This is a genomic window from Rhizobium oryzihabitans (genome assembly GCF_010669145.1).
Taxonomy (GTDB): domain Bacteria; phylum Pseudomonadota; class Alphaproteobacteria; order Rhizobiales; family Rhizobiaceae; genus Agrobacterium; species Agrobacterium oryzihabitans.
Map to the genome: position 1 here is coordinate 1337491 of NZ_CP048632.1, position 25881 is coordinate 1363371.

The 25881-nt window shown below is 60.2% G+C and carries 26 protein-coding genes and 1 pseudogene; 17 read left to right on the forward strand and 10 right to left on the reverse strand.

All coding sequences use genetic code 11. The annotated features are described in order from the left end of the window. Nucleotides 1-210: 210 nt before the first annotated feature. Nucleotides 211-1407, reverse strand: a complete 1197-nt coding sequence (locus tag G3A56_RS07065) for a winged helix-turn-helix domain-containing protein (RefSeq protein WP_082183845.1) — start codon at nucleotides 1405-1407, stop codon at nucleotides 211-213. 115 nt (nucleotides 1408-1522) lie between these two features. Between G3A56_RS07065 and G3A56_RS07070 the strand changes: the two genes are divergently transcribed. From G3A56_RS07070 to dxs, 7 genes are all read left to right on the forward strand, one after another. Further along, nucleotides 1523-2203, forward strand: coding sequence for an energy-coupling factor ABC transporter ATP-binding protein (locus G3A56_RS07070; protein WP_082183843.1), 681 nt, complete (start codon nucleotides 1523-1525; stop codon nucleotides 2201-2203). Continuing rightward, nucleotides 2200-2805, forward strand: a complete 606-nt coding sequence (locus G3A56_RS07075) for an energy-coupling factor transporter transmembrane component T family protein (RefSeq protein WP_082183841.1) — start codon at nucleotides 2200-2202, stop codon at nucleotides 2803-2805. The genes G3A56_RS07070 and G3A56_RS07075 overlap by 4 nt, the downstream gene beginning before the upstream one ends. 31 nt (nucleotides 2806-2836) lie before the next feature. Further along, nucleotides 2837-3400 (forward strand): biotin transporter BioY, encoded by a 564-nt coding sequence (locus G3A56_RS07080; protein WP_082183839.1) that lies wholly within the window; start codon nucleotides 2837-2839, stop codon nucleotides 3398-3400. A 25-nt stretch (nucleotides 3401-3425) separates the two neighbouring features. Beyond that, nucleotides 3426-4361 (forward strand): histone deacetylase family protein, encoded by a 936-nt coding sequence (locus G3A56_RS07085; protein WP_082183838.1) that lies wholly within the window; start codon nucleotides 3426-3428, stop codon nucleotides 4359-4361. A 2-nt stretch (nucleotides 4362-4363) separates the two neighbouring features. Continuing rightward, on the forward strand, nucleotides 4364-4618 hold the full coding sequence (locus tag G3A56_RS07090; protein WP_003503059.1) for an exodeoxyribonuclease VII small subunit: 255 nt from the start codon (nucleotides 4364-4366) through the stop codon (nucleotides 4616-4618). Between the two features lie 178 nt (nucleotides 4619-4796). Beyond that, nucleotides 4797-5720: a pirin family protein gene (locus G3A56_RS07095; RefSeq protein ID WP_082183837.1), complete on the forward strand. Its 924-nt coding sequence runs from the start codon at nucleotides 4797-4799 to the stop codon at nucleotides 5718-5720. 99 nt (nucleotides 5721-5819) lie between these two features. Next, nucleotides 5820-7739: a 1-deoxy-D-xylulose-5-phosphate synthase gene (dxs, locus tag G3A56_RS07100; protein WP_035241704.1), complete on the forward strand. Its 1920-nt coding sequence runs from the start codon at nucleotides 5820-5822 to the stop codon at nucleotides 7737-7739. A gap of 42 nt (nucleotides 7740-7781) precedes the next feature. Here dxs and G3A56_RS07105 read toward each other — a convergent pair whose 3' ends face one another. Further along, the gene (locus G3A56_RS07105; protein ID WP_082183836.1) at nucleotides 7782-8141 is read right to left on the reverse strand and encodes a nuclear transport factor 2 family protein; all 360 of its coding nucleotides are present in this window, start codon (nucleotides 8139-8141) and stop codon (nucleotides 7782-7784) included. A 107-nt stretch (nucleotides 8142-8248) separates the two neighbouring features. On the opposite strand from G3A56_RS07105, the gene G3A56_RS07110 reads away from it, so the two are divergent. After that, on the forward strand, nucleotides 8249-9043 hold the full coding sequence (locus tag G3A56_RS07110; protein ID WP_003494190.1) for a helix-turn-helix domain-containing protein: 795 nt from the start codon (nucleotides 8249-8251) through the stop codon (nucleotides 9041-9043). A 5-nt stretch (nucleotides 9044-9048) separates the two neighbouring features. After that, the gene (locus G3A56_RS07115; RefSeq protein ID WP_003494188.1) at nucleotides 9049-9357 is read left to right on the forward strand and encodes a putative quinol monooxygenase; all 309 of its coding nucleotides are present in this window, start codon (nucleotides 9049-9051) and stop codon (nucleotides 9355-9357) included. A 50-nt stretch (nucleotides 9358-9407) separates the two neighbouring features. Here the strand turns inward: G3A56_RS07115 and G3A56_RS07120 are convergent, their stop codons facing one another. Together G3A56_RS07120 and G3A56_RS07125 are read right to left on the reverse strand one after the other, a co-directional pair. Continuing rightward, on the reverse strand, nucleotides 9408-9791 hold the full coding sequence (locus tag G3A56_RS07120; protein WP_035241701.1) for an ACT domain-containing protein: 384 nt from the start codon (nucleotides 9789-9791) through the stop codon (nucleotides 9408-9410). A 155-nt stretch (nucleotides 9792-9946) separates the two neighbouring features. Next, nucleotides 9947-11977: a methyl-accepting chemotaxis protein gene (locus G3A56_RS07125; protein ID WP_082183834.1), complete on the reverse strand. Its 2031-nt coding sequence runs from the start codon at nucleotides 11975-11977 to the stop codon at nucleotides 9947-9949. A 278-nt stretch (nucleotides 11978-12255) separates the two neighbouring features. Here G3A56_RS07125 and G3A56_RS07130 point away from each other — a divergent pair. Further along, nucleotides 12256-13007: pseudogene (locus G3A56_RS07130) on the forward strand (TlyA family RNA methyltransferase). Further along, entirely contained in the window at nucleotides 13004-14254 is a 1251-nt protein-coding gene (locus G3A56_RS07135) for a class I SAM-dependent RNA methyltransferase (RefSeq protein WP_082183830.1), read from the forward strand. Before G3A56_RS07130 ends, G3A56_RS07135 begins: the two are co-directional and overlap by 4 nt. 199 nt (nucleotides 14255-14453) lie before the next feature. Here G3A56_RS07135 and G3A56_RS07140 read toward each other — a convergent pair whose 3' ends face one another. From G3A56_RS07140 to G3A56_RS07150, 3 genes are all read right to left on the reverse strand, one after another. After that, nucleotides 14454-14768 (reverse strand): hypothetical protein, encoded by a 315-nt coding sequence (locus tag G3A56_RS07140; protein ID WP_082183828.1) that lies wholly within the window; start codon nucleotides 14766-14768, stop codon nucleotides 14454-14456. 89 nt (nucleotides 14769-14857) lie between these two features. Beyond that, nucleotides 14858-15616 carry a crotonase/enoyl-CoA hydratase family protein gene (locus G3A56_RS07145; protein WP_082183827.1) on the reverse strand — a complete coding sequence of 253 codons (759 nt, stop codon included), beginning with the start codon at nucleotides 15614-15616 and terminating at the stop codon, nucleotides 14858-14860. Between the two features lie 19 nt (nucleotides 15617-15635). Continuing rightward, nucleotides 15636-17423, reverse strand: a complete 1788-nt coding sequence (locus tag G3A56_RS07150) for an acyl-CoA dehydrogenase (RefSeq protein ID WP_082183825.1) — start codon at nucleotides 17421-17423, stop codon at nucleotides 15636-15638. A 220-nt stretch (nucleotides 17424-17643) separates the two neighbouring features. Between G3A56_RS07150 and G3A56_RS07155 the strand changes: the two genes are divergently transcribed. Continuing rightward, a complete protein-coding gene (locus G3A56_RS07155) occupies nucleotides 17644-18639 on the forward strand; it encodes a transporter (RefSeq protein ID WP_082183823.1) in 996 nt (331 codons plus the stop codon). Between the two features lie 217 nt (nucleotides 18640-18856). Here the strand turns inward: G3A56_RS07155 and G3A56_RS07160 are convergent, their stop codons facing one another. The 3 genes from G3A56_RS07160 to G3A56_RS07170 form a co-directional block, all read right to left on the reverse strand. Then, the gene (locus G3A56_RS07160; RefSeq protein ID WP_035241698.1) at nucleotides 18857-19375 is read right to left on the reverse strand and encodes a BA14K family protein; all 519 of its coding nucleotides are present in this window, start codon (nucleotides 19373-19375) and stop codon (nucleotides 18857-18859) included. Between the two features lie 460 nt (nucleotides 19376-19835). After that, nucleotides 19836-20021 carry a hypothetical protein gene (locus tag G3A56_RS07165; protein WP_139009043.1) on the reverse strand — a complete coding sequence of 62 codons (186 nt, stop codon included), beginning with the start codon at nucleotides 20019-20021 and terminating at the stop codon, nucleotides 19836-19838. An 81-nt stretch (nucleotides 20022-20102) separates the two neighbouring features. Next, nucleotides 20103-20921 (reverse strand): XRE family transcriptional regulator, encoded by an 819-nt coding sequence (locus G3A56_RS07170; protein ID WP_246231204.1) that lies wholly within the window; start codon nucleotides 20919-20921, stop codon nucleotides 20103-20105. Nucleotides 20922-21039: 118 nt separating this feature from the next. Here G3A56_RS07170 and G3A56_RS07175 point away from each other — a divergent pair, with 118 nt between their 5' ends. The 5 genes from G3A56_RS07175 (at nucleotide 21040) to G3A56_RS07195 (ending at nucleotide 25857) form a co-directional block, all read left to right on the forward strand. Beyond that, on the forward strand, nucleotides 21040-21342 hold the full coding sequence (locus tag G3A56_RS07175) for a helix-turn-helix domain-containing protein (protein WP_035241028.1): 303 nt from the start codon (nucleotides 21040-21042) through the stop codon (nucleotides 21340-21342). Continuing rightward, the gene (locus G3A56_RS07180) at nucleotides 21339-22040 is read left to right on the forward strand and encodes a hypothetical protein (protein ID WP_003492045.1); all 702 of its coding nucleotides are present in this window, start codon (nucleotides 21339-21341) and stop codon (nucleotides 22038-22040) included. The genes G3A56_RS07175 and G3A56_RS07180 overlap by 4 nt, the downstream gene beginning before the upstream one ends. Before the next feature lie 120 nt (nucleotides 22041-22160). Continuing rightward, nucleotides 22161-23120, forward strand: a complete 960-nt coding sequence (locus G3A56_RS07185; protein WP_003492043.1) for a ParB N-terminal domain-containing protein — start codon at nucleotides 22161-22163, stop codon at nucleotides 23118-23120. Further along, nucleotides 23120-23584, forward strand: coding sequence for a hypothetical protein (locus G3A56_RS07190; protein ID WP_035241025.1), 465 nt, complete (start codon nucleotides 23120-23122; stop codon nucleotides 23582-23584). Before G3A56_RS07185 ends, G3A56_RS07190 begins: the two co-directional genes overlap by 1 nt. Beyond that, a complete protein-coding gene (locus G3A56_RS07195) occupies nucleotides 23581-25857 on the forward strand; it encodes a Mu transposase C-terminal domain-containing protein (RefSeq protein ID WP_003492039.1) in 2277 nt (758 codons plus the stop codon). Before G3A56_RS07190 ends, G3A56_RS07195 begins: the two co-directional genes overlap by 4 nt. The last annotated feature ends 24 nt before the right edge of the window (nucleotides 25858-25881 follow it).

The following is a 25881-nucleotide window of genomic DNA, read 5'->3' on the forward strand; positions in this document are numbered from 1 at the left end:
GCTCTCCGCCCGCTCGGCGTCATCCTCGGCCTTGTGCCGAGGATCCATCCCGCAGTTTCCGACGCGACACGCTTGCGGTGTTCCAGACACATGGAGTCATGATCCCGGAAGCCATTGTTTCCGCGCTTGTGGATCCTCGCCTCAAGGGCGAGGATGACGTCGGGTGTGGCGGCGCTCGCCACGACATTCGGGCACCGCAAAAAGGCACCTTCATCCGTCCTCCCGCCAGCCCTCCAGATAATTCACACTCTCGACCCCCGTAAACTTCGCAAGCCGCGACAATTCCGCGTCGAGCTTCTCCAGCCGTCCAGCTGAGGCGCGCACGCCCGGCTCCAGCCAAAGGCGGCGCAGGTCCAGCGTGCCGCGCTTGCGATCCGCCTTCATGTCGATGCGGCCGATCAGACGGTCTCCTTCCAGAAGCGGGAAGACATAATAGCCATATTGCCGTTTCGGCTCGGGCACGAAGACCTCGATGCGGTAATAAAAGCCGAACAGCCGCTCCGTGCGGTTGCGGTCGCGCAACAGTGGATCGAAAGGGCTCAGCACACGGACGCGGGACGAGGGTTCCGGCAGGTCGGAGACATCGGCGCTGAAATCCGCAAAGGCATAGGACGGGCGGGCAGCACCGCCATCGCTTGCGAGAAGCGAGACCTCGCACAGTTCGTCGCGATGGTTCTTGACCCAGTCCCTCGCCTCCTGCGGGGTAACGAGATCGAAAAAGGCGGCAATTTCGCCATGGGTGGCGAAACCCAGTCGCTTCAGCGCTTCGCGGCAGGCCCAGTCGACAAATTCGGCGTGTTCCACCTCGGTTTCATGATGCTCGCCGGGAATGACCCGTTCGGCGAGATCATAGACCTTCTGGAAGTTCACGCGGCCGGCTATGGCGAGCTTGCCGGTGTGCCAGAGATATTCGAGCGCGGTCTTGGAGGGATGCCAGTTCCACCAGCCGCCGGACTGGTGCCCCTCCTCCTTCAGCTCCCGCGCCAGAACCGGACCGGTGGCGGCAATGCGCTCCAGCGTTTCACCGAAGGCGGCATCGAAACCCTCGCCGTGCCATTTGCGCCAGCGTTCCTGAATGATCGGCTCGCGGCGGCGGAAGCGGTGTTTCCAATAGGGATAAAATTCCGTCGGTACGATGGAGGCGTCGTGCGTCCAGTGCTCGAACAGCGCGCGGTCCTTTTCCAGCAATGTGGTCAGATGTTCGCGCCTGTAGGTCTGATTGCGGGAGAATATTATCTGATGATGGGCGCGCTCCACCGTGCCGATACTGTCCACCTGCACGAAACCGATACCGGTGATGAGCTGCAGCAGGCCATCCTTGGAAAGCGCCTTGCCGGGCGGAGAGGAAAGCCCCTGCCGCGCCAGAAAAATCCGCCTTGCCGCTTCGTTCGAAACCTTGATCGTCATGGCGTTGAAGGTATGACGGCTTTTTCAGGATTGCAATGTTCTTTTTTTGTTCTTTGTTTCACTTCTGTTGATGACACGATATAGAACCGGAAAGCGATAGAGGGATGCATCAGTCTTGGAAATCCGTTTCGACAGTGCCGGCGTGGCCTTCGAGGGCAGGCAGGCTTTACAGCCCCTGTCCCTGACATTGACTGAACGGCGCATCGGCGTGATCGGCCTCAATGGCTCGGGCAAGACCACCTTTGCGCGGCTCGTCAACGGGCTCACCAAGCCGACCGAAGGAAAGGTATCGGTGAACGGTCTCGATACCGTCAAGGATGCAAAAGCGGTGCTGCAGACGGTCGGCTTCATTTTCCAGAATCCGCAGAACCAGATCATCCTGCCGATCATACGCGACGATGTCGCCTTCGGGTTGAAGCGGCTCAGCCTCAACAACGTGGAGACGGAAACGCGGGTGAAGGCCGTGCTTGCCCGGCTCGGCATTTCTCATCTGGAAGAACGGCGCGCGCACGAGCTTTCCGGCGGCGAATTGCAGCTTTCGGCGCTGGCGGCCCTTCTGGTCACCGACCCGCAAATCCTCATTCTCGATGAACCGACCAACCAGCTCGATCTGAAAAACCGCGCGATCGTGGAAAAAACGATGGCGGCGCTGTCGCAGGCGCTTGTTGTCATCACCCATGATCTGCCGCTGGTTGCCGGCTTCGACCGCGTGCTGGTCTTCCACGAGGGTGCGCTGGTTGCCGATGCCGACCCCGAAGAGGCGGTGGCGCGCTATCTCGAGGTGGCATCGCGATGAAGTCCCTGCATGTCGAAGGCACCGGCTGGCTCTATCGCGTCCCGCCGCGCCTCAAGCTCTTGACGCTGATGGTCTTCAGCATCGCGCTGTTCCTTACCCGAGACCTGATTTTGCTGGGATGCGCCGTGGTTCTGGCCGCCGCCATTTTGCGCCAGACGCGGCTGCCCTTGCGGGAGATCGGCCTGCGGCTGCGCCCGGTGATGCTGACCATTCTGCTCGTTGCCGCCTTCAGCTATCTGCTGCTTCCGGCCCATGATGCCAGCGTCAATCTTTTGCGGCTGACAGCACTGGCGCTTCTCGCCACCGCCGTCACCATCACCGTCAGCATTTCGCAATTCATGGACGAAATTGCGCTTGCCGCCGCACCGCTGGAAAGGCTGGGGCTGGTCAAGGCCGCCGATATCGGGCTTGCCGTCGGGCTGGTGGTGCGGTTCGTGCCTGAAATCGTCAACCGTTACCATGCGGTGCGCGATGCGCACCGGGCGCGCGGCCTGCCGGTGCGCATGGCCACCATCATCGTGCCGCTGGTGATTATGACGTTGAAGGATGCCGATGCCATTGCCGACGCCATTGACGCGCGCGGTTTCAGAGGCCAAAGCTGACGGCCAGATAACCATCCGGAGTTTCCGAGCCATGACGACCCGCGACCTTGTGCTGATTTCGCTGTTTTCCGCCATCATCATCGCACTGGGGCTTCTGCCGCCGATCACGCTGGGTTTCATTCCGGTGCCGATCACCGCACAGTCGCTTGGCGTCATGCTGGCCGGTGTCGTGCTGGGCGCAAAACGCGGCACGCTGGCGGTTCTCCTGACGATCCTGATTGCCGCCATCGGCCTGCCGGTACTGTCAGGCGGACGCGGCGGCCTTTCCATCTTCACCACGCCGACCACGGGCTTCCTGATCGGCTGGATCGCGGCGGTTTTCGTCACCGGCACTCTCTCGGAAAAACTCGTCAACCGTGGCCAGTCGGCTCTGGCGCAGGGCGTCGGTTTCTTCATCGCCAGCCTGATCGGCGGCGTGGTCGTGCTTTACGCTTTCGGCATCACCTATCTGGCACTGGTCGTCGGGCTTGGTTTCGAAAAGGCCTTCATGGGTTCGCTCGCCTTCATTCCGGGCGATGCGCTGAAGGCCGTCCTTGCCGCTCTTGCCGGCCGCGCCGTGATGGCGGGTTATCCGCTCCTGCCGCAGCGCGCCTGAGCTAGCTTTCTCCGGGAGGAAAAGAATGGCGACCCGTCTTTACGAACATCCGATCTTCCTTGAGCACATCACGCCGGAAGGCCACCCCGAGCGGCCGGATCGGCTGCGGTCGCTGAACATCGCGCTCGAACATCCGAATTTCGAGCGCCTTGAACGCAGGCAAGCGCCGCAGGCCAATGAGGACGCCGTGCTTCTGGCGCATCCGGAAGAGCATCTGCTTGCCGTCATGCGCCAGATCCCCGAAGAGGATGGCGAGATCAACCGCATCGAGGCCGACACCTATGTCTCGCCGAAAAGCCTGCAGGCGGCGCTGACCGGCATAGGTGCGGCGATGGCGGCGGTGGACGACGTCTTTACGGGTGCCGCCGACAATGTCTTCGTCGCCGCCCGCCCGCCCGGGCACCATGCGGAAACCGCCAAGGCCATGGGCTTCTGTCTCTTCAACAATGCGGCAATTGCCGCCCGCCATGCGCAGAAGGTGCATGGGGCAGAGCGCGTCGCCATCATCGACTGGGATGTGCATCACGGCAACGGCACACAGGATATTTTCTGGAACGACACCTCCGTGCTGTTCTGTTCCACCCACCAGATGCCGCTCTATCCGTGGAGCGGCGATAAAAACGAAACCGGCGTGAAGAACAATGTGGTCAACGCTCCGCTTTCGCCCAATACCGGCAGCGAGTATTTTCGCGAGGCCTTCAAATCGCGCGTGCTGCCGGCAATTGCGGATTTTTCGCCTGATCTCATCATCATCTCCGCCGGTTTCGATGCGCACCACCGCGATCCCCTGGCGCAGATCAATCTGGTCGGTGAGGATTTCGACTGGGCGACGGGGCGGCTTCTGGAAATGGCGGACAAATACGCCTCGAACCGGGTCGTCAGCCTGCTTGAAGGCGGTTATGATCTGGAAGGGCTGGCGGAATCGGCAGCCATGCATATTTTGAGAATGATGAAGGGTTGAACATGACGGAAAATGCCAACACAGCCGATGTCAGCGGTTATTCCTTTGAAAAGGCCGTCGCCGAGCTGGAAAGCATTGTCGCACGCCTGGAACGCGGAGACGTGGCTCTGGACGAATCAATCGCCATCTATGAGCGCGGCGAAGCCCTGAAGAAACATTGCGAAACACTGTTGAACGCTGCTGAAAAGCGAATCGAGAAGATTCGCCTCGATCGTGCGGGCAAGCCGCAGGGCGTGGAACCGCTGGACGGGGAGTAATTATCTCCTCCCTCATTCCTGTGCTCGTCACAGGAATGAGGGAGTTCGTGGGTTGAGCCGCGTTAAAATCGCTCCCTTGCATCCGGTAACGACGCACAAACACAGCGTTCAATATCGCGATGCTCCCCAGTACCGACAGTTGTGATAAACTCCCGCCAGACAAAACGAGGAACTTGCGATGTCCTTTTTTCCCGGCAACGATCCCGTCGCGGGTGATGCCTTTGCCTGCGACGCCATCGAAAATCTCATCATTCCGCGCACCAGCGATATTGGCGGCTTTGCGGTTCGTCGGGCGCTGCCGACGCGGCAGCGGCGTCTTGTCGGCCCCTTCATCTTTTTCGACCGCATGGGCCCGGCGATCCTGAAAGCGGGCGAGGCACTCGACGTCAAACCGCATCCTCATATCGGGCTTTCCACCGTCACCTATCTGTTCGACGGCGAAATCAAGCATCGCGACAGCCTTGGCACCGAGCTTGTCATCCGCCCCGGCGACATCAACCTGATGACGGCCGGGCGCGGCATCGTGCATTCGGAACGCACACCGGAAAACCTGCGCGGCCATCCGCTTTCCATGTCCGGCCTGCAGACCTGGCTTGCCCTGCCAGACCATATGGAAGAAATCGCCCCCGCCTTTGCCCATACGGCGAAGGAAGACATGCCGCTGATCGACCTCAAGGGCGCGTCCGGCCGGGTGGTAATCGGCGAATTTGAAGGCCTTACCTCCCCCGTTTCGGCCTTTACCGATACGCTTTACGTTGATTTGACGCTGGAGCCGGGCGTGAAATTTCCCTTCTCCGCCGATCATGAGGAACGGGCGATCTATATTCTCTCCGGTTCGCTCGATGTGGCCGGCGATATCTTCGCCGCCGACCAGCTGCTCGTCTTCCGGCCCGGCGACGACATCACGCTGCAGGCTGGCAGCAATGGCTGTCACATCATGATTTTTGGTGGAGCTGCACTCAATCAGCGTCGCTACATCTGGTGGAACTTCGTTTCGTCATCAAAAGAACGCATAGAGCAGGCCAAACAGGAGTGGAGAACCGGACGCTTCGATATCGTTCCCGGCGACGAAGAAGAGTTTGTCCCTTTGCCGGAAGGTTGAAATTCTATAGAAGTGTACGACATGCAGGGCTGCACCGTCGGCTTTCGACATGAAAGACGCTCTGGCACGCCCTGCTGACGACAAGAAAAGGCCGAACGATTGACCGGAATGCCACAGACACCATTGCTCGACCGGGTAAATTTCCCCTCCGATCTCAAGGAGATCGATGATCGCGACCTGCCGGAACTGGCACGGGAATTGCGCGACGAGATGATTGACGCGGTGTCGAAAACCGGTGGCCATCTGGGTGCCGGCCTTGGCGTGGTGGAATTGACGATTGCCATCCACAAGGTGTTCAACACGCCGGAAGACCGGCTGATCTTCGATGTCGGCCATCAATGTTATCCGCACAAGATCCTGACCGGACGTCGCGAGCGCATCCGCACGCTACGCCAGGAAGGCGGCCTTTCCGGTTTCACGCGTCGGGCCGAAAGCGAATATGACGATTTCGGCGCCGGCCATTCCTCCACCTCCATTTCCGCCGGTCTCGGCATGGCGGTGGCGGCGGGGCTGGATGAAAGCGACCGCAAGGTCATCGCCGTCATCGGCGACGGCTCCATGTCGGCGGGCATGGCGTTTGAGGCGCTCAACAATGCCGGCGCGCTCGATGCGCGGCTGATCGTCATCCTCAACGACAACGACATGTCGATTGCGCCGCCGACGGGCGCGATGAGCGCCTATCTGGCGCGTCTTGCCTCTGGCCGCACCTATATGGGTTTCCGTGATTTCGGCAAGAAACTGACGGCCTATCTCGGCAAGACCATCGATCGCGCCATTACCCGCGCCGTGACCCATGCCCGTGGTTACGTGACCGGCGGCACGCTGTTCGAGGAGCTTGGTTTCTATCACATCGGCCCGATCGACGGTCATTCGTTCGATCACCTCTTGCCGGTGCTGCGCAATGTGCGCGACAACCAGAAAGGCCCTGTTCTCATCCATGTGGTGACGCAGAAGGGCAAGGGTTATGCGCCAGCGGAAGCGGCGGCCGACAAATATCACGGCGTCAACAAATTCGACGTCATCACCGGCGCGCAGGCGAAAGCCAAGCCGAATGCGCCGAGCTATACCAGCGTCTTTGCCGAGGCGCTGATCCAGGAAGCCACCCTCGACGACAAGATCATCGGCGTCACCGCCGCCATGCCGAATGGAACAGGCCTCGACAAGATGGCCGAGCTTTTCCCGTCTCGCACCTTCGATGTCGGCATTGCCGAACAGCATGCCGTCACCTTTGCGGCGGGGCTTGCGGCTGATGGTTACAAGCCGTTCTGCGCGCTTTATTCCACCTTCCTGCAGCGCGGTTACGACCAGCTGGTGCATGATGTGGCGATCCAGAGCCTGCCGGTGCGTTTCCCCATCGACCGCGCCGGTTTTGTCGGTGCGGATGGGCCGACCCATGCCGGCTCTTTCGACACGACCTTCCTTGCCACCCTGCCCGGCATGGTGGTGATGGCAGCGGCCGACGAGGCCGAGCTGAAACATATGGTCCGCACGGCAGCGGCTTATGATGAAGGCCCGATTTCCTTCCGTTACCCGCGCGGTGAAGGCGTGGGCGTCGAGATGCCGGCACGTGGCGAGATTCTTGAGATCGGCAAGGGCCGCATCATCAAGGAAGGCACCAAGGTCGCCCTCCTCTCCTTTGGTACGCGCCTTGCCGAATGCCTGGCGGCTGCCGAAGATCTCGATGCCGCCGGACTTTCCACCACGGTTGCCGATGCGCGCTTCGCCAAGCCGCTCGATCTCGACCTCATCCGCCAGCTGGCCAGCCATCACGAGGTTCTGGTGACCATCGAAGAAGGCTCCGTTGGTGGTTTCGGCGCGCATGTTCTGCATTTCATGGCCAGTGCCGGCCTGCTCGACCATGGCCCGAAGGTGCGGACGCTGACCCTGCCCGACCAGTGGGTGGAGCAGGCCAAGCCCGAGACCATGTATGCCAATGCCGGCCTCGACCGTGCCGGCATCGTTTCCACCGTGTTTAATGCGCTCGGCCAGCGTCAGGCCGGCGTCGGTTTCGCCGGCTGACAAGATTGCCGGGACAGGAGGCGGGACGATCCCGCCTCTGCCTCATGCCGCGCCATCGAGAAAACCGACGACATTTTCGATCCGCCCCTCGGCATTCAGGCTGACGACATCGGTTCCGCCAGCGACATCGTCTCCGTCTGGCGAAATGAGACGCCATGAAAAACGGGTGAAATTGCCGTGGCCATCCGGGGAGCCTGTGAGTACGAACCGATATCCCGGAAATTTCTGCCGCGCCGCCTCGATCATCGCGGCAATCCCCTGCTGACCCTCGCCCTGCATCAGCGGATCGACGTAGCGCGTGTTTTCTGACCACGCCTGACCGACGAGATGCCTGCGGCGTTCATTGTCCTCCTCGTTCCATGCTGCGAGATAGGTTTCGGCGATTGCGAGATGCTGCGTCATGATTGCGCTCCTTCTGGTTGACGGCCCAAACATGCCGGGGGTCGGGAAGCGGAACAATTACCTCACAGGTAATCGCATTGCCGCTCTCTTCTGCTAGGCTGTGGGGCATGACACATCATCGAGAACATGTCGGCCAGGTGCTGAAGGAATGGCGTGCGCGCCGCAGGTTGAGCCAGCTCGATCTGGCGATGGAGGCGGATATATCCGCGCGCCATCTGAGCTTCGTGGAAAACGGGCGATCATCCCCCAGCCGCGAGATGCTCGCGAAACTGGCCGAGCAGCTTTCCATGCCCGCCCGCGCCGCCAACCGGCTGATGCTGGCGGCGGGTTATGCGCCTGTTCATTCCGAACACTCGCTGGACGCGCCCGATATGGCGGCGGCCCGGCGGGCCGTCGAAACCGTGGTGCATGGGCACATGCCCTTCCCCGCCCTTGCCGTAGACCGCCACTGGAACGTCGTTCTCGCCAATGAGGCGGTTACGTCGCTTCTGGCCGGCGTTTCCGAAGAGCTGCTTCGCCCACCGCTCAACGCCTTGAGGCTGAGCCTGCATCCGCAGGGCCTGAGTTCGCGCATCGCCAACCTTGCCGAATGGCGTCATCACCTGCTGGAACGGCTGCGCCGTCAGGTCGAAGAGACGGGAGACGGGGTGCTTTCCCGGCTGCATGCGGAGCTTGCGGCCTATCCCGCGCCAAAGGCCTCGCCCGATGCCGCCGGGGCCGACCCTCTGGCCATACCGCTCCAGCTTCGCGATCCATCTTCGGGCGGCATATTGAGCTTCATTTCAACCACCACGGTTTTCGGAACGGCCACAGACGTCACGCTGTCCGAGTTGGTGCTGGAATGTTTCTACCCCGCTGACGCAGCAACCCGCACCGCCCTGATGCAAGACACCAAGGAGTAAGACCCGTGCACACCACCTATCTTATCGGCTTTCAGGTCCGTCCCGGCCAGCGCGAGCGCTTTCTCGAATTGCTGAATGCGCTTCTCGACGCCATGCGGCACGAAAAGACGTTCTTGAACGCGACCCTGCATCGCGACGGCGAAAACGAAAACCGTTTCCTGCTGCATGAGACCTGGAGCGACCATCAGGACGTTCTCGACGTTCAGATACATCGCCCCTATCGGCAGGCATGGCACGATGCATTGCCAGAGCTTCTGGATGCGCCACGGGATATTTCCATCTGGCATCCAATGCGGGCCGATCATTCCGCGTGAGACCCTTCAAAACGCCTACCGTCAGAAAATCGTCATGGCTAAATGGATCCTCAGGTGAGCGAATGTCCCGCGTTTGCCAGCAGACCGGACGCTTTTTTGAGATCGCTCGTTTTCAAAAGCAGGTGGTCGCCATCGAAAGTCGAAACCACAAATATTCCTATATCATTGGTGGATAAGGGCTCGATGACGGAGAGGACGATGCCCGTTTCATCAAAGGCAAATGGCCCCTGAAACTTAAAGCACGACCAGCCGGCATCAAAGTGAACATCCTGCGGGATGCGGTCTTTCCGGCAGACGATGGAAAGTTCGTCATCGGTGCGGCTGATGCTGACGAACCCGCCGCCATCGGCCCAGGCCGGAATGGCTTCAGACGCGTGAAGCCGCGCCACCCCATATTCACCATCCAAAAGCCGTAACTTAACGCGAGCTGCCATCTGGAAATCGCCTTTCTCGAAAAACTGCGGCGGGCTTAACTTATCATCTGCTGATGCGAAGGGTCGAGCGCCCGCCTATTTGATCCGAAAACAGAGCAATAAAAAGGGGCCGCACCGGGCCCCTTTTTTCTGTGCAACGATACTGACCGCCCCGCTCAGAACTCCGTCCAGTCCTGATCCTTCGCGGCTGGCGCTTCCGACGTGCCGCCGAAGGCGCGGGCGAGGCTCTGGCCAAGCGCACGGGCCGGTGACGAGACCGGTCTTGCGGTAGCGGAGGCCGGTTTCACCGGTGCTTTCCTGGCCGGCGCGGGTGCCGGCTGGAAGGCTGGTTTTGCCGAGGAGTGGCGAGGAGCCGCATAGCTGCCGGCACCATTGCCGGCGCTGGCAACGGCAGCACGCGTGCCACCCATCCTGAACTGACCGAGCAGGCTGTTGAGCGCTTCCGCTTCGCGGGCCAGCGAATGGCTGGCGGCGGTCTGCTGCTCCACCATGGCGGCATTCTGCTGCGTGCCCTGATCCATGGTGTTTACGGCCGTGTTGATTTCCTGCAGGCCCGTCGCCTGTTCGCGGGCGGCAACGACGATGGCGCTGACATGGGCGTTGATCTCCTCGACTTCCGCCACGATGAGGTCCAGCGCCTTGCCTGTTTCGTCGACGAGATTGACGCCGTTTTCCACCTGCCGGCTGGAAGCGCCGATCAGCGTCTTGATTTCCTTGGCGGCATTGGCGGAACGCTGGGCGAGTTCACGCACTTCCTGCGCGACGACGGCGAAGCCCTTGCCAGCATCACCCGCACGGGCGGCTTCCACGCCTGCATTCAGCGCCAGAAGATTGGTCTGGAAGGCGATATCGTCGATGACGCCGATGATGTTGCCGATCTCGCCGGAGGACTTTTCGATCTCGCGCATGGCGGCAACCGCATTGCGCACCACAACGCCCGACTTTTCCGCACCGGCGCGGGCGCGTTGAACCAGACTGCCGGCATCTTCGGCGCCCTTGGCACTATCACGCACCGTGGTGGTGACTTCTTCCAGGGCTGCGGCGGTTTCCTCGATGGAGGCCGCCTGCTGTTCGGTGCGGCGCGACAGATCATCGGCGGCAGACAGCATTTCCGAAGCGCCGGCATTGATCGCTGCCGCATTCTCGCCAACGGCGCGCATGGCATGCTGGAGCTTTTCGACGGCGCTGTTGAAATCGATACGGATGGGGTCGATGTAGGAGGCGAACGGTGTTTCGATCCGGTAGGCAAGATCGCCCTCCGCCAGAGCCGAAAGACCCTTGCCCAGCTCGTCACGCGCAAAGGCGTTGGCGGCTTCGTCCTGCGCCTTCTCTTCCTCGTTGCGGCGACGCTCGGTCTCGGTTGCGGAGCGCATGCGCTCGGTTTCGCCGGCGAGACGGGATTTTTCCAGTCCGGCTTCCTTGAAGACGAGGACGGCCTTGGCCATCTTGCCGACTTCGTCGCCGCGATCGACCGCCGGAACTTCCGTGGTCATGTCGCCATCGGCAAGCCTGCTCATCGCCGCCGTCATGCCGACGATCGGCGTAACGATCGAGCGCGACAGCGCCCAGATGAGGGCAACGGCGAGAAGACCGGCGACAGCGCCGCCGCCCAGAAGCGCGTATTTCAGGTTCAGCGCCGCAGCCTGCTGTTCGGCCGCGTAAGCGGTCGACAGGCCGTTCAGCTGTTCCTTGATCTTGGCCGCGGAGGCGCGGAAACCGTCGAGCTGGCCCTTGGCCTGGTTGCGGCCGATCTCGATGATTTCGGAAATCGGCGCTTCGGTCGTCTTGCGCGCGGCGATCTGCGGTTCCGCCAGTTCCTTGAAGAACACGGTGGCGGATTTCTGCATGTCGTCGATGGATTGCAGGATGTCCGGCCGGCCGGCGGCAAGCACGCGGGCTTCGTCGAGCTTCTTCAGCATCAGGTCGCGCTGGGCAAATACATCATTATAGGTGCTGTCGCTGCGAAACAGCAGGAAGCCGCGCTGGTTGACGGCCTGCTCCAGCATGGCGGCCGTCGCGCCGTCCACGGCCTGGATGATATCCTTGGTGCGGTTGTTTTCGATCGTGACGCGCTCACTCCCCAGCGTCTGCCAGAATACGACCGCAGAGGCGAGCAGGCATACGCTCATCAACGCACAGAAGGTGACTATGAGCTTTATGTTGATGGGGAAGTTTTTCAGCGACATCGCAAACTCTCTCGGCGACCCGATGCCTCGGAGCAAGCGTCTGCGTTGCAACGGTCGCAATAATGTGGATTGGAGGAGATGCCGTCATGGCAGGTTCCGACTGGCCGCACGGGCCTTGCGCACAAAGTGCAATACAAGCCTTTATATTGGATTAATCGCATATGCTGTTTGAGCGATGCCACATTCACGCCTGTATCAGGGCGAAGGCGGCAATGTCGGCGGGTTTCGATGATAAATCGCTTGCATCGGCGGAGTTTGACGGTCATTGACACGGGACCATGTCCAAAACACCTGAAAATGAACGGCTTGACCAGCTTCTTGTATCGCTCGGCCACTTCGCCAGCCGCTCGCGTGCGCGCGATGCGGTTGCGCGCGGCACCGTGAGCGTCAACGGGAAAACCGCCACCAAGCCCAGCCAGACCGTTGCCGGAAACGTCAAGATCGCCATTACCGATCCGGCGCAGGCCTATGTTTCCCGCGCTGCCCTCAAGCTTACCGCCGCGCTCGATCATTTCGGGCTCGATCCGAAGGGCCACGAATGTCTCGACGTCGGTGCTTCCACCGGCGGCTTCACCGAGGTGCTGCTTCATCGCGGTGCCAAGCACGTCACCTCCATCGATGTCGGCCACGGGCAGATGCATCCAAGGATCGAAAACGATCCGCGCGTCACCAATCTGGAGGGGCTGAATGCGCGCTTCCTCACGGCCGACGACATCGATGACCGATCCGTGGACTTCATCGTCTCCGACGTGTCCTTCATCTCCATCAAGCTGGCGCTCGCCCCCGCACTTGGGCTTGCAACCTCCGGCGCGCTGGCGGTTCTCTTGGTCAAGCCGCAATTTGAGGCGGGCCGCGACGCCATCAGCAAGGCCGGCCTGTTGAAAGAGCCGGAAACGGCCCCGCCGTTGCTGCCGAACTGGAGCGCTGGCTCGTTGAAGACATGGGCTGGAAGAGCCTTGGCCTCATTCCCTCACCGATTTCCGGCGGCGACGGCAATATCGAATTTCTTCTCGGAGGCCAAAAGCCATGAGCACGCAGACCGTCAGCATCAAGAGCCTTGGCGCGCAGGGCGATGGCATTGCGCACTGTCCCGACGGCCCGGTCTATGTGCCCTTCGCCCTGCCCGGCGAAACCGTGGCGATTGCCAAGGTCAAGGATACCGGCACCATCATCTCGATTGCGGAAGCCTCGGCAGACCGCCGTGAACCCGCCTGCCGCCACTTTGGTCCCGAGGGCGTTAACGGCGCCTGCGGCGGCTGTTCGCTGCAGCATTTTGCCGATCAGCCCTACCACGCCTTCAAGCGGGAGCTGGTGGTTTCGGCGCTTCGATCGAAGGGTCTCACGCCGCCGGTGGACGATCTCGTCATCTGTCGCCCCGGCGAGCGCCGCCGCGCGGTGTTTGCCGCCCGCAGGACGGAAAAGGGTCTGCTTCTCGGTTTCAGCCAGGCGAACAGCCATCACATCGTCGCCATCGAGGAATGTCCCGTCACCTCGCCCGGCATTGTCGCGCGGCTGGATGCCATCCGCGCCATCGGCCTTTCCCTTGCGTCGAATGCCGAGCCGTTTCGCATGACCGTTCTCGAGACGCTTTCGGGTCTCGACATTTCAGTCGAAGGCATCAAATCCGTCGGCGACAAGCAGCGCCGTGCCTTGACGGAAACGGTGCTTGCCATGCGCGGCATCGCCCGCGTCTCGCTGTCGGGTGAAATCCTCATCGAACCGCAAAAGCCGATCATCGAATTCGGCGGCGTTCCGGTTTCGCCGCCGGCCGGCGGTTTCACCCAGGCGACCAAACAGGCCGAAGACGCCATGGCCGAGCTGGTGCTGGCCCATGTGGGCAAATCCAAGCGCATTGCCGATCTGTTTTGCGGTTCCGGCACCTTTGCGCTGAGGCTCGCGCGTATCGGCCGGGTACATGCGGTGGAAGCGGAAGACAAGCCGCTGAAGGCGCTCGATTTCGCCGCCCGCAACACGCAGGGCCTGAAACCCGTCAGCATCGAAAAGCGTGATCTCTTCCGCCGGCCGCTGATGACGAGCGAATTGAAGAACTACGATGCGGTGGTGTTCGATCCGCCGCGTGCGGGTGCGGAATTCCAGTGCAAGGAACTTGCCCGCAGCACGGTGAAGAAGATCGTCGCCGTCAGCTGCAACCCGCTGACGCTTGCGCGCGACCTCGCCCTTCTCACGGAAGGCGGCTATCGCGTGACACGGGTGACGCCGGTGGACCAGTTCTTATGGTCGCCGCATGTGGAAGCCGTGGCGGTGCTGGAGAAATAAGCAATCCGGGGGGAGAGCCGTTCACAAGAAGCTGACGCAACGATTCATGTGCCCGCAATCACTACTGCCCTCATTCCTGTGCCTGTCACAGGAATCCAGTCGACGCGCGTCTGCGCGGCGGAGAGGAGTCCTTTCAGCCCAAGGACTTGGGCTGGCTGGATTCCTGTGACAAGCACAGGAATGAGGGCCAAGGGGTTTGTTACCAGGCCGTATCGACCGTGCCGTTACCGACCACGCCCGAGCAACGGCACGAACCGCCGACGCGGCCCTGCTCGATGGGGCAGATATAGGGCCTGCGGCGATTGGCGCTATCCGGCGGAGTGATGACGCAGACGAACCGCGCGCGGCGCTGGCGATCGCGGCTGTTCCCGGAATAGAAGTTCGGGCTACCGTCCTGCGTGGACTGCGCCAGAATGACGTTGTTGCTCGAAACTGGCGAAGGCGCGATCATCGTCGCTTCGGCAACGGTCGCGGCGGAAAGGAATAGGGACAGGGCGAAAACGAAGTGACGCATGCGGGTGGCTTTCGGACAATGACGGTACGGTATTTAACCCAAGCCATATTGACCGGTTCCTTAACCGCAAGGACTTCCTGCCGAAACGCTTAACGGCGCATGAATGCCTCGAAGGCGGCCCGTGCTTCCGCACTTTGCAATTGCGCGATGAAATGGCGGGCTTCCTCATCGATGCGCGCCAGCACATCCTGCGTATTGCCGCGCACGAGATCGCGGGCGATCTTCAGCGCCTGCTGCGGCTTGGCGGCAAGCCGGGTCGCGAGTGCCAGCGTTTCGCTCTCGACATGTTCCGGGGCCACGACCTTCCAGATCATTCCGGCCTGCAACGCCTGTTCGGCGGTAAAACCTTCGCCCATGGCAAGCAGCGCAAAGGCGCGCTGGTGGCCGATGAGCCTCGGTGCAAGCAGGCTGGATGCCGCTTCCGGCACCAGCGCCAGATCCACGAAAGGTGTCTTGAACAGGCTGCGATTGGAAGCAACGGTCAGATCGCAATGCAGGTTCAGCGTCGTGCCGATGCCGATGGCCAAACCATCGACACCCGAAACCAGCGGTTTTTCGAAGGTCGCGAGTGCCTTCAGAACATCGAGAACGGCAAGCTTTCCTTTTGCGCCCGACATGGCGAATGCAAGGAAGTCGGCCATATCGTTGCCTGCGGAAAAGCAGCCTTCCGTGCCGAGAAACGCAACGACGCGAATATCAGGATCGGCATTGGCGGCCTGCAAGGCTTCAGCCATGCGCAGATACATTGCATCGGTGATGGCGTTTTTCTTGTCCGGCCGGTTGAAGCGGATGGTCAGGACTTCGGGTGCGTGGCTGACCCGCTCGACGAGAATATGATCGTCCGACATAGCTCTCTCCTCAATCAACTCAGGAAGCCAAAACGGCGCGGGCAGCGGCAAGGCTTGCCGCCCCGGCGATGACGCGGTCCTTGAGCGCTGCCGTTTCCGCCAGCAGGTTTTCCGCCGCAAACCGGCAAAGTGCGGCGCGTTGTCCGCCCCTGCCGTCTTCCACGGAGGCCAATGCGCCCTTGGCGAGATAGGCTCCCGTGAGCGCCAGCCCGAAGAGACGCTGGTAGGGTGTCGCGCCGGCGAGTGCGGTTTCGGTTTCGCCCGTCTTCAGCCGTTCCAGCAGCCAGTCGGTCGCCGTTTCCAGATCGTTGAGGCTCGTTTCCAGATAACGGGCCGTCTCGCCGAGATCGTCGCGGTTCGAGGCGGCGGTCCGGGCGGCGATCTCGCGCAGTTCGGTGATGAAACCACGCACCTGCGCGCCATCGGATAGCGGCAGCTTGCGAACCACCAGATCGATCGCCTGAATGCCGTTGGTGCCTTCATAGATCGGGGCGATACGGGCGTCGCGCAGGTAACGGGCGGCACCGGTTTCTTCGATGAAGCCCATGCCGCCATGCACCTGAATGCCCATGGAGGCAACGTCGACACCGGCATCGGTGGAGAAGGATTTGGCGATCGGTGTCAGGAGGGCAGCGCGCTCCTGCCAGTGAGCGCGCTGCCGGGCGTCTTCAGTCGCGTGCGCCATATCGATGGCATGCGCGCAGCTGAAGGAGATCGCCCGCGATCCCTGCGTCAGCGCCTTCATCGTCAGAAGCGTGCGGGCGATATCCGGGTGCTCGATGATCGGGCTCATGCCGGAACCCTGCCAGCCGGGCGCCTTGCCCTGCGTGCGCTCTCTGGCGTATTCGATGGCCTTCTGGGTCGCCGCTTCACAGATCGCCACGCCCTGCATGCCAACGGCGAGGCGGGCGTTGTTCATCATGGTGAACATGCAGGCGAGACCCTTGTTCTCCTCGCCGATAAGCCAGCCCAGGGCTCCCTTCTCTTCCCCGAACCTGCCGTCTCCGAAAATCATCGTGCAGGTGGGCGAGCCCTGAATGCCAAGCTTGTGCTCCAGAGAATGGCAGAAGACATCGTTTCTGCTGCCCGGCGTACCGTCGTCATCAGGGAGAAACTTCGGCACGAGGAAGAGCGAGATGCCGCGTGTGCCGGCCGGTGCGTCCGGCAGGCGGGCGAGAACGAGGTGGATGATGTTGTCCGCCGCGTCATGTTCGCCCCAGGTGATGAAAATCTTCTGCCCGAAGATGCGGTAGGTGCCGTCACCATTGCGCTCGGCACGGGTCTTCAGGACGCCAAGGTCCGATCCCGCATGCGGCTCGGTGAGGTTCATCGTACCGGTCCATTCCCCGGATACGAGTTTTGGAAGATAGGTGCGTTTCAGATCGTTGCTGCCATGGGTGACAATGGCTTCCACCGCCCCCATGGTGAGCGTCGGCGCCAGCGCAAAGGCCATGGAACCGGAATTCCACATCTCAAGCGCGGCGACATTCAGCATATGCGGCAGGTTCTGGCCACCGAACTCTTCCGGTGCCGTCAGGCTGTTCCAGCCGGCTTCCGCCCAGCGACGGTAAAGATCGGCCCAGCCATCCGGCGTCGTGACCTTGTCGTCGGCGAGTTTTGCGCCCTGACGATCGCCGATCTCGGCAAGCGGAGCGACCTCGGCGGTGGCGAAACGACCGGCTTCGTGCAGAATGGCATCGACGACATCTTCACCGAGGTCCCCCAGCGCACCCTTTGCAAGCGCGTCTTGCAGACCCGCCACATGTTTGAGCGTAAAGGCGATATCGTCCACCGGCGCGGTATACATGCTGCCTCCTCCCGAAGCTTTTGCCTATCGTGCTGCTCTTCGGGCTAAATGATTTTTACGTAAACGTCAATTTGAAAATTCCCGTCATTTCAGCGGGATTGTTATAAAACTGTCATATGAATTTGCTCAGCATGCGCTGAAAGGCGCTTCGCCGCCGCCGCTCCCACACCGGAACGACGAACGCCTCCCTCCTCCCATCCAGCCGGTCAGGACTGCAACGATGGATCTCATAACACCCGTCATCCCCGGCCTTGTCTGGGCCTATCATTTCCAGCCCGGAAAAGCGCCTTGCCGGCGGCTGGCGCCCGATGCAGGTCTCGAGGAAATGTCCGAGTGCGACGGCTTCTTCTGGCTGCATCTCAATCTCGCCGATCAGCGGGTGGCAAATTTTCTCGAAACCATCGAAGGCCTCGATCCGGCAGCGCGGGCAAGCCTCACCACCCATGAGACACATCCCTCCATCGTGGTGGATGAAAAATCGCTCTATGGCACGCTTGTCGATTTCCAGCGGGAATTCGACAAGGAGACGCGTGATTTCGGGTGGCTGCATTTTGCGGTGAGCGACCGCTTCATCATCACCACCCGCCTGCAGCCGCTGCGTTCGGTGGACCGGTTGAAGGCGGCGGTCGACAAGAATTCCAACCGTTACCTCACACCATCGCATGTGTTCGAAGGCCTTGTCGCCGAATTCCAGCGCTCACTCATCAATCTGGTGATGGAGACGACGGAAGAGCTGAACGCCATCGAGGATATGGTCTATGACAGCGAGACACGCGACGAACGGCGGCGGCTTGCCCCGCTGCGCCGCACGGTGGTGCGCCTGCACCGGCATCTGCGCACCGTGCTGACCCTGATGCGGCGAGCTTCGGCCGCCGATGATGACGAGATGCCCAACGGTTTCGAGGATGTCGCCTCACGCCTGATGGGGCGTCTGGAAGCCGTCGACCATGACGTCTACGCTTTGCAGGAGCGGGCAAGGCTGCTGCACGAGGAAATCGATTCCAAACTCTCGTCGGAGACAAACCGGCATCTTTATATCCTGTCACTGATGACGGCATTCCTGCTGCCGCCATCGCTGGTCACAGGTTTTTTCGGCATGAATACGGATGAGCTGCCGTTTACGGTCGGCACGGGCGGCACGCTTTCGGCCAGCATCTTCATCGTGATCTCGGTGGCGCTCGCCTGGTTCGTGCTGAAGCGGGCGCGGATTCTGTGACGATCAACAGAGGTCAACCGACTTCTTAGCGGGGTGGCGTCGACAGTCCCACTCAGCGTCATCCTCGGGCTTGACCCGAGGATCCACAACCACCGGCGACAATAGATCCTCGGGTCAAGCCCGAGGATGACGAAGGCTGATGTTACGAGGCCTATAAGAAGCTTGAGCCGCCCGGAATTTCTCCGGGCAGCTCCATCGATTTCAGCTCGTCCACTTATCAGCTGTAAGGCGAATAGCAGGGCTGGCGTGGGCCATGATACGGCTGGAACGTGTTGCTATAGGCATCGTAGGACCGATAGCGGCCATAGCACCAGTTCACATGCGCCTGGCTCATGCCGGCACGACGGACAGGGCGGTATTCGCGATAGACCGGACGCGGACGATATTCCGGAACCGGACGGTAGATTTCGCGCGGCTGCGAAAGTGCACCGCCGATGATCGCACCCGTCGCAAAGGCTGCGAGCGGGAACCAGTAACCGTCATGATGACGATAGCCCGGACGATAATCGCGATAACCGCGATGGCCGCCGTACCAGCCACGACGTCCGCCATCCCAGTCGCGACGATCGCGCCAGTACTGCACATTCACGATATTCTTGCTGGCGTCGTTGCCCACCGTCTCGACACTCTTCGGTGCCGTCGGCAATGGCATTGCCGCTTCTGCCGGAACAATCGCTCCCGCAACCACGATCGCAGAAAGACCGACAGCCAAGATATTCTTCATATAGTCTCTCATCTGACTTCCTCCATTCACGACGGTCGACAGGCCGTTATACGTGAATAATAGCACCTTTTTCTTCTTACTCAGCCAGCTTGTCGGCGCTGGCCGTTACATTTGAGGTTGCAGGCTAGGCGTTTTCGCCTGAACCCAGCATTAACGATGCATTCACGCTTCGGTTACCCGATCCGGCAGCCCGAAAGCAAAAGCCCGGATCAAATCCGGGCTTTCGAAAACCACTATCAGCGGCTGTAAGGCGATACGCATATGTAGGGGGGTAACACCTTCTGGACACTAGCTATCCAGCCAAAAGGAACTCGCAAAGGCTTGTGAAATAAGGGGAAATCGCTCTTATATGCTAACGCGGGTGCTGGACAGGATTGCAAATGGCTGTCCAAAGGCGGGCCGAAATCGCGCATTTCAAACCATTAATCGCGCATTCTGCTGGCAAAGATTCCTCATTAGTATGCGCGTCCACTCATCGGGCAAAAAACCTTGCTGCATAAGGCGTTTCGGCGTCGGAGAGGACAAGCGAGAAATAGAGAAGAGCTACTTCACGCGCTTCCGTCGCCGAAAATTTCCGATGGACGAAAGCTATTAAGTCGGCAGTTTGCGCCGACTTAGACGGCGGATTGCCGACTTGAATTAAGATGCTGTTTTTCAATAGATTTCCGACAGGCGGCAGTTTTATGCGCAGAAATATAAGTCGGCAGCCAAGAACTGCGTTCCAGCGTTAGAAACTAAATCACGACTGATGGCCGATAAAGATTACTCGTCCCACAACCGTCAGGTCTTCGACCCGATCAGCACGGAAAGTCTCGACAGGATAGTTTCCGTCAACGTTGTCTGACGTCAGTTCAAGGGTGCCATCCATGCGCCATTTTGCACGCTTCACCAAGACAGCGTTTCCCACCGCAAAGACGTAAATTCGCCCATGATCCACAACACGCTGACTTGAATCGACAATTAACAGCGCGTTGTCATTAATCGTCGGCAACATGCTGTCGCCAGTTGCCCACATCATAAAGCAAAAATCAGGTGCGCCGCCCATTTTCCTCAGAAACGCTCTTTCGAAGGCTGTTTCTGAGACTGGCATTTCGTTGATCGGAATAAGGCCACGACCAGCCGACGCCCTTACATCATATTGAGGCAGATTAACAAAATCGGCCTTCTTCAGCTCAACGGGCAGACGCTCTGTCCTGTTTTCTTCGATGTAGCGAGCGGCTTCAACAAGAAAACTTCCCGATCCGGATGTGGGGTCAATGACACGGCTGCTTAGCTCGCGGACTACATCTTTTGGCGAGAACATCTCCCCCTCACCAGTGATGAGCCAGTCGAGATTAACAGAGTATCTCTGTTTGTAGGTTGAAAGGAATGCAATGTCCGGTTCCGAATCGCCGCGCTCATACCCTCCCAGAGTTTCAGCATTTATACTGATTTCTTCGGCAAAAGCCTTCCTATGCGGGAAGCCTATAGCTTCCCGCACCTTGGTAAGTCTCTGACCTAAAGGCGTTTTTGCAATTGCTGTGCGCGCCATAGCAAAACAGAAAAACCCTGTTTTCAAAACAGAGAATCTCTGCTAATACTCCTAACTGCGAAGCGCTTATGCGGTTCGCACTTGTACCGAAGAAGTCCCAAAAAAACGGGCGCTGCAACGCCCGTTTTCTCAGCGGAGAAAACCTATGAGCAAATCAAAGCCGGTGATGGACTGGCAAGCCATAAAGGCCGAAGTCCATCGTAGAGGCATGACGCTAACCGAACTCGCAATTCGTTCTGGATTGCATAGCTCCCTGCTACGAAAACTGAACACCATCACGCATTACGAAGGTCAGGCAACTCTTGCTTCGTTCATAGAACAGAAGCCCGAACACCTCTGGCCGAATCGTTACCCAAAGAAAAGCTCCGGCATCTTGGATACAGCAAAGTACCCTCCGTTAGAAAGTCAAAAATCTAACGCGGCGGCTGACACGCGGGTGGCAGCATGAGCAACATATTGTCCAACTCCGTTCGCTCTGCTGACAGTGAAGTCATTCCTTTTTTCCATGACTTGCCTAAACCCGCCATCTCGTCTGCCGCCCGTCTATGGGATGAAGCGCAGTCTGCCAGCTACAACGGCCAGACTGCTTATCAGGACTTCGCTCAGGATTTGCGTTTCCTCCATATCGAGCCGCCGCCGCGCGCCATTGTGAAGCGCTGGATTGCCGGTGTTCAGGCAAACCTCATTCCTCGCCCAGGTGGCGAGGGTCCAAACGCCGCTATTTCCGTTCCGGTTGCTTCCACCGCCCGGCAGGAAAAGCGATGGGAACCGGAGAACGATCGCCGTCACCGTCGCGCCACCGCGCAGGAAAAGCTTGCAGCCGCGCTGCCTGAATTTCAGCCGTCTTCGGTGAAGGCGAAAGCGGAGTTGGCGGTCCATGCGGTCGATGCCATGGTGGCAGTGCCGGAGAGTGCGGGGCCAGTGCGCCCATTGATTGCCGCTGAAATCGATCCCGAGACGCGCCGGATTAACGTGCTCGGGATGATTGCGGAACTGCCTGCATCCAGCGACTTCGACACGCTTGCTGCTCGACTCTACGACGCAACCCTTGCCGAAATCAGACGTGACGCTGAGGCCAAAGCCGCCAAGCTTGTAGCCAGCCGCCTGCGTGAAATCGCGGACAGATACGACGCTTCTGCCGCCTGATCCTTCTCTTTCATCGCGCCGATCCGGTTCTTGCGTCCGGCGCGATCCTGCGGAGCCGCCACGCCGTCCCCCGCTGGCGGCTCCGCACAGACAGCACTCCCTTAGTTTTGCAGGGCAAGAATGACCGCTCACACCACGATCACCATCCCCGACATTCGCATCGCCCCGGTGCAGGATATCAAACTTTCAGACATCGAAATCCCAGAGGACCGCGCCCGTGAACTGGACGCCGCATGGGCGGAAGCTCTGGCCTTCAACATTGCGGCCCACGGGTTGATCAATCCGATCACGGTGCGCGTTGTCGATGGGCGGAACCAACTCGTTACCGGTCTCCATCGGCACGCCGCCTATACTCTTCTTGAGTGGGACAGCATCCCCGCCCGTATCTCTTCCGCGACCAGCGATGATGATGCGCGCCTCGAAGAGGTCTCGGAAAACCTATACCGCCACGATCTCACTGCCCGTGACCGCTGCCATCATCTTTATGAGTTGAAGATGATTTATGAGCGACAGCATCCTGAAACTAAAGCTGGCCTCGCCGGTGCTTTGGCGAAGAATGGTTCTGCAAACGAAATCTTTGCGTTTGCAGCCGATGCCGCCGAGAAAACCGGCCTGTCACGCCGCGCCGTCGAAATGGCCGTCAAAATCTGGAAGGATTTGACGCCGGATAGCCGTAAACGGACCGCTGGCACACGGCTTGCGGCCAACCAATCAGCATTGAAAGAGATTTCCGAACAGTCGCCAACCGCACAGGCAGGTGTGCTCGATCTTCTGCTTTCAAACCCGCCTGCCGCATCAACGGTCAGCGAGGCCGTTACGATTTTCGCCAAGGGTACGGTGATGACGCCAGCGGAAAAGAAGCTGGAAACCATCAAGCGCACCCTGAATTCCCTTCCTGCACCCGTCGCTGACGCGGCGGTGTCGGCGCAGGTCGATGCTCGCCTCGCGGAGATGAAAAAGAACATCGCGATCCTAAGCAAGTTCTTTGCCGACCTGAAAGACGACGATCTGGATAGCGTCATCGATCAGAACGAAGAGCGCGTCATTGCCTCGCTCAAGCGCCGGGGACGCATCCAGTAATGGCCCGCCGCCGCGACCCTCTCACGAAAGACCTGTTTAGCTGGGAGCCGCCCAAGGTGGCTGTCGGCTACAGCGATGACGTGGTCGGTCGCGGGCGGCTGGAAAACAAGATTGCGCGGCTGATTGCCCATGCGCTTCGCGATGCCCGCGAAGACGGCCTTGGCCGCGATGAAATTGCGCAGCAGATCAGCAAGTTTCTCGACCGGAAAGTATCGGTGGAAATGCTCAACAAGTGGACTTCCGAAGGCTCGGAAGGCCACCGCATCCCGCTCGACGCCTTCATTGCCCTTGTTCACGCCACCGGCGCGAAAGACCTGCTCGGCTTCGTGCCGGGGCAGTTCGGTCTGACCGTGATCGAGAATGAGTATGCCGACCTGATCGAGCAGCGCCTTCTGGAAGAACATCGCGAGGAAATCGACGCCCGTATTCGGGCACTCGATACCCGCAGGAGAGCAAAACGATGATAGCCAAGGAATGGTTTACCGCAGGGGAACTGGCGAAAATCGCCGCAGAGCGCGGGCTGAAAAGCAGTGTTTTCCCGAATTCGGAGCGCGGCGTTAGAGATCGCGCCAAAGAAGAAGGCTGGAACAACCTGCCGGAAAATCTTTGCCGTGACCGCGCCGCTGTCGGTGGCGGCCGGGAATACCATCTGAATGTCCTGCCCGACATTATGCATACGGTCATCACAGGTCGCGAGATCAGGGCACATCAGCTTGCCGCACAGGAAAAAGAGCGTGAGACCGCCCGGAAGAAGGTTGCGGCACTCCCGGTCACGTCGCTGCGGTTTCGCCAGCGTCAGGCCATGGAGGCGCGTGGCGAAATCCTACTCGCCATTGACCGCTATATCGCCATGAAGGGCGGATGGGGCCGTCGCAAGGCCATTCTAGACTTTGTCCAGGCACAGGAAGAACATGCCGAGCGCAACATCGCCAAGGAGAAGGTCGAAGCCGGTGAGGCCCTGACCGGCCGGGAGCGCGTCCTGTTGGAATGTGTTTCGCTCCTTGCCGATCCGGACGGTTTTGGCCTGCTGGAAGATACCCTGCGCCTTGCCAATGACCGGTCGGGCGACAAGTTCCGGATTTCCCGCGCCACCATCTATGAATGGTTCAGTGCCCGCGATGCTGGCGGCATCACCGCCCTAGCGCCCGCGCTGACAAAGATAGAAGAGCCGATCTCGGAAGAGTTTTCCGCCTTCCTCAAATTCTACTGCAAGCCGTCCAAGCTGGCGGCAACGGAAGCGTTGGAAGATTACAAGGCTGAACATCCCGGCAGCGCACTGACGATTGAGCATGTGCGTTACACGCTACGTCACAAGCTGAACGACATTGAAAAGAACGTCGGTCGCGAGGGGCTTCTAACGCTCCGGTCGCGCATGGCCTACATCCAGCGCTCGACGGAAAACCTCTTCCCGACCACGATCTATACGGCGGACGGCAAAACGTTCGATGCCGAAGTCGAAAACCCATTTTCGAAGAAGCCGTTCAAGCCGGAAATCACCTCTATCCTTGATGTGGCGACACGCAAGTGCGTCGGCTTCTCCATCGCGCTCAAGGAAAATGTCATCTCGGTGACGGAGGCCCTGCGCAACTCCTGCTGCGACCACGGCATTCCGGCCATCTTCTATACCGACCGTGGTCCCGGCTACAAAAACAAGACATTCGACGGCGATGTAAACGGCCTGATGGGCCGCCTGTCCATCACCAAAATGCACGCGTTGCCGTACAATTCGCAGGCCAAGGGCATCATCGAACGTTTTAACGGCACGGTCTGGAACCCACTGGCCCGCAAGCTGCCCACCTATCTCGGTGCCGAGATGGACAAGGAAGCCGCCAAGATCGCCCACAAGGCGACCCGCAGCGACCTGAAGGAGTTCGGCTCCTCCCGCCTGCTGCCGTCATGGGACGATTTCCGCGCCATGTGCGAGGAAGCCATCGCCAAGTACAATAACCGCCCGCATGACGGCCTGCCGCGCTTCCGCGACGAACGCACCGGCAGGTACCGTCACTATTCTCCTAACGAGTTCTGGGCGCTGCATGTTGCTGACGGTTTCGAGCCGGTCCCGGTCGATGACGATCTACGCGACGATCTGTTCCGCCCCTACGAAATCCGTGTCGCCCGTCGCGGCCTCGTGGAATGGAATACCAACCAGTATTACCACGCGGCGCTGGAGCGGTATCACGGCGAAGAGGTCATGGTCGGCTACGACTTCGCGCAGGCCCGCTATGTCTGGGTACGCGAGATCGACCGTGAGGAAGGTCAGCCGGGGCCGCTGATCTGCGTTGCCGATTTCACCGGCAACAAGGCCGATTATGTGCCGCGCACCTTCCAGAAGGCGGCGGAAGACGCCCGCCACAAGGGGCGCGTCAAGCGCAACGAGGCGAAGCGCCGCGACATCGATGCCGAATACATCGCCCCGTATCTGCTGGAAGAAACCCCGATCCAGCCCATGCCCTTCATCGATATCACGCCCGAGCCGGTTCCGGCTGGTCCCGTGCTGGTGATCGATAATTCGGAAACCCCTTCTGCGGCATCCGGAGCCGCAGAGACCAACCGCAGGCTGACCTTCGCGACCGATGAGGCGCTTGCGGCATGGGCGTTAGAAAATTCGGAAAAACTGACAGCCAATCAGGTGGGTGTTTTGCGTCGATGCCTCCAGAGGCAAACCACCATTGAGCTGTTTCGACTGTCAGGCATCGACGTGGACGCCCTTCGAAACGTCATCCGCGCCGCTGCCTGACGCCCACTAACACGAGGAAAAATA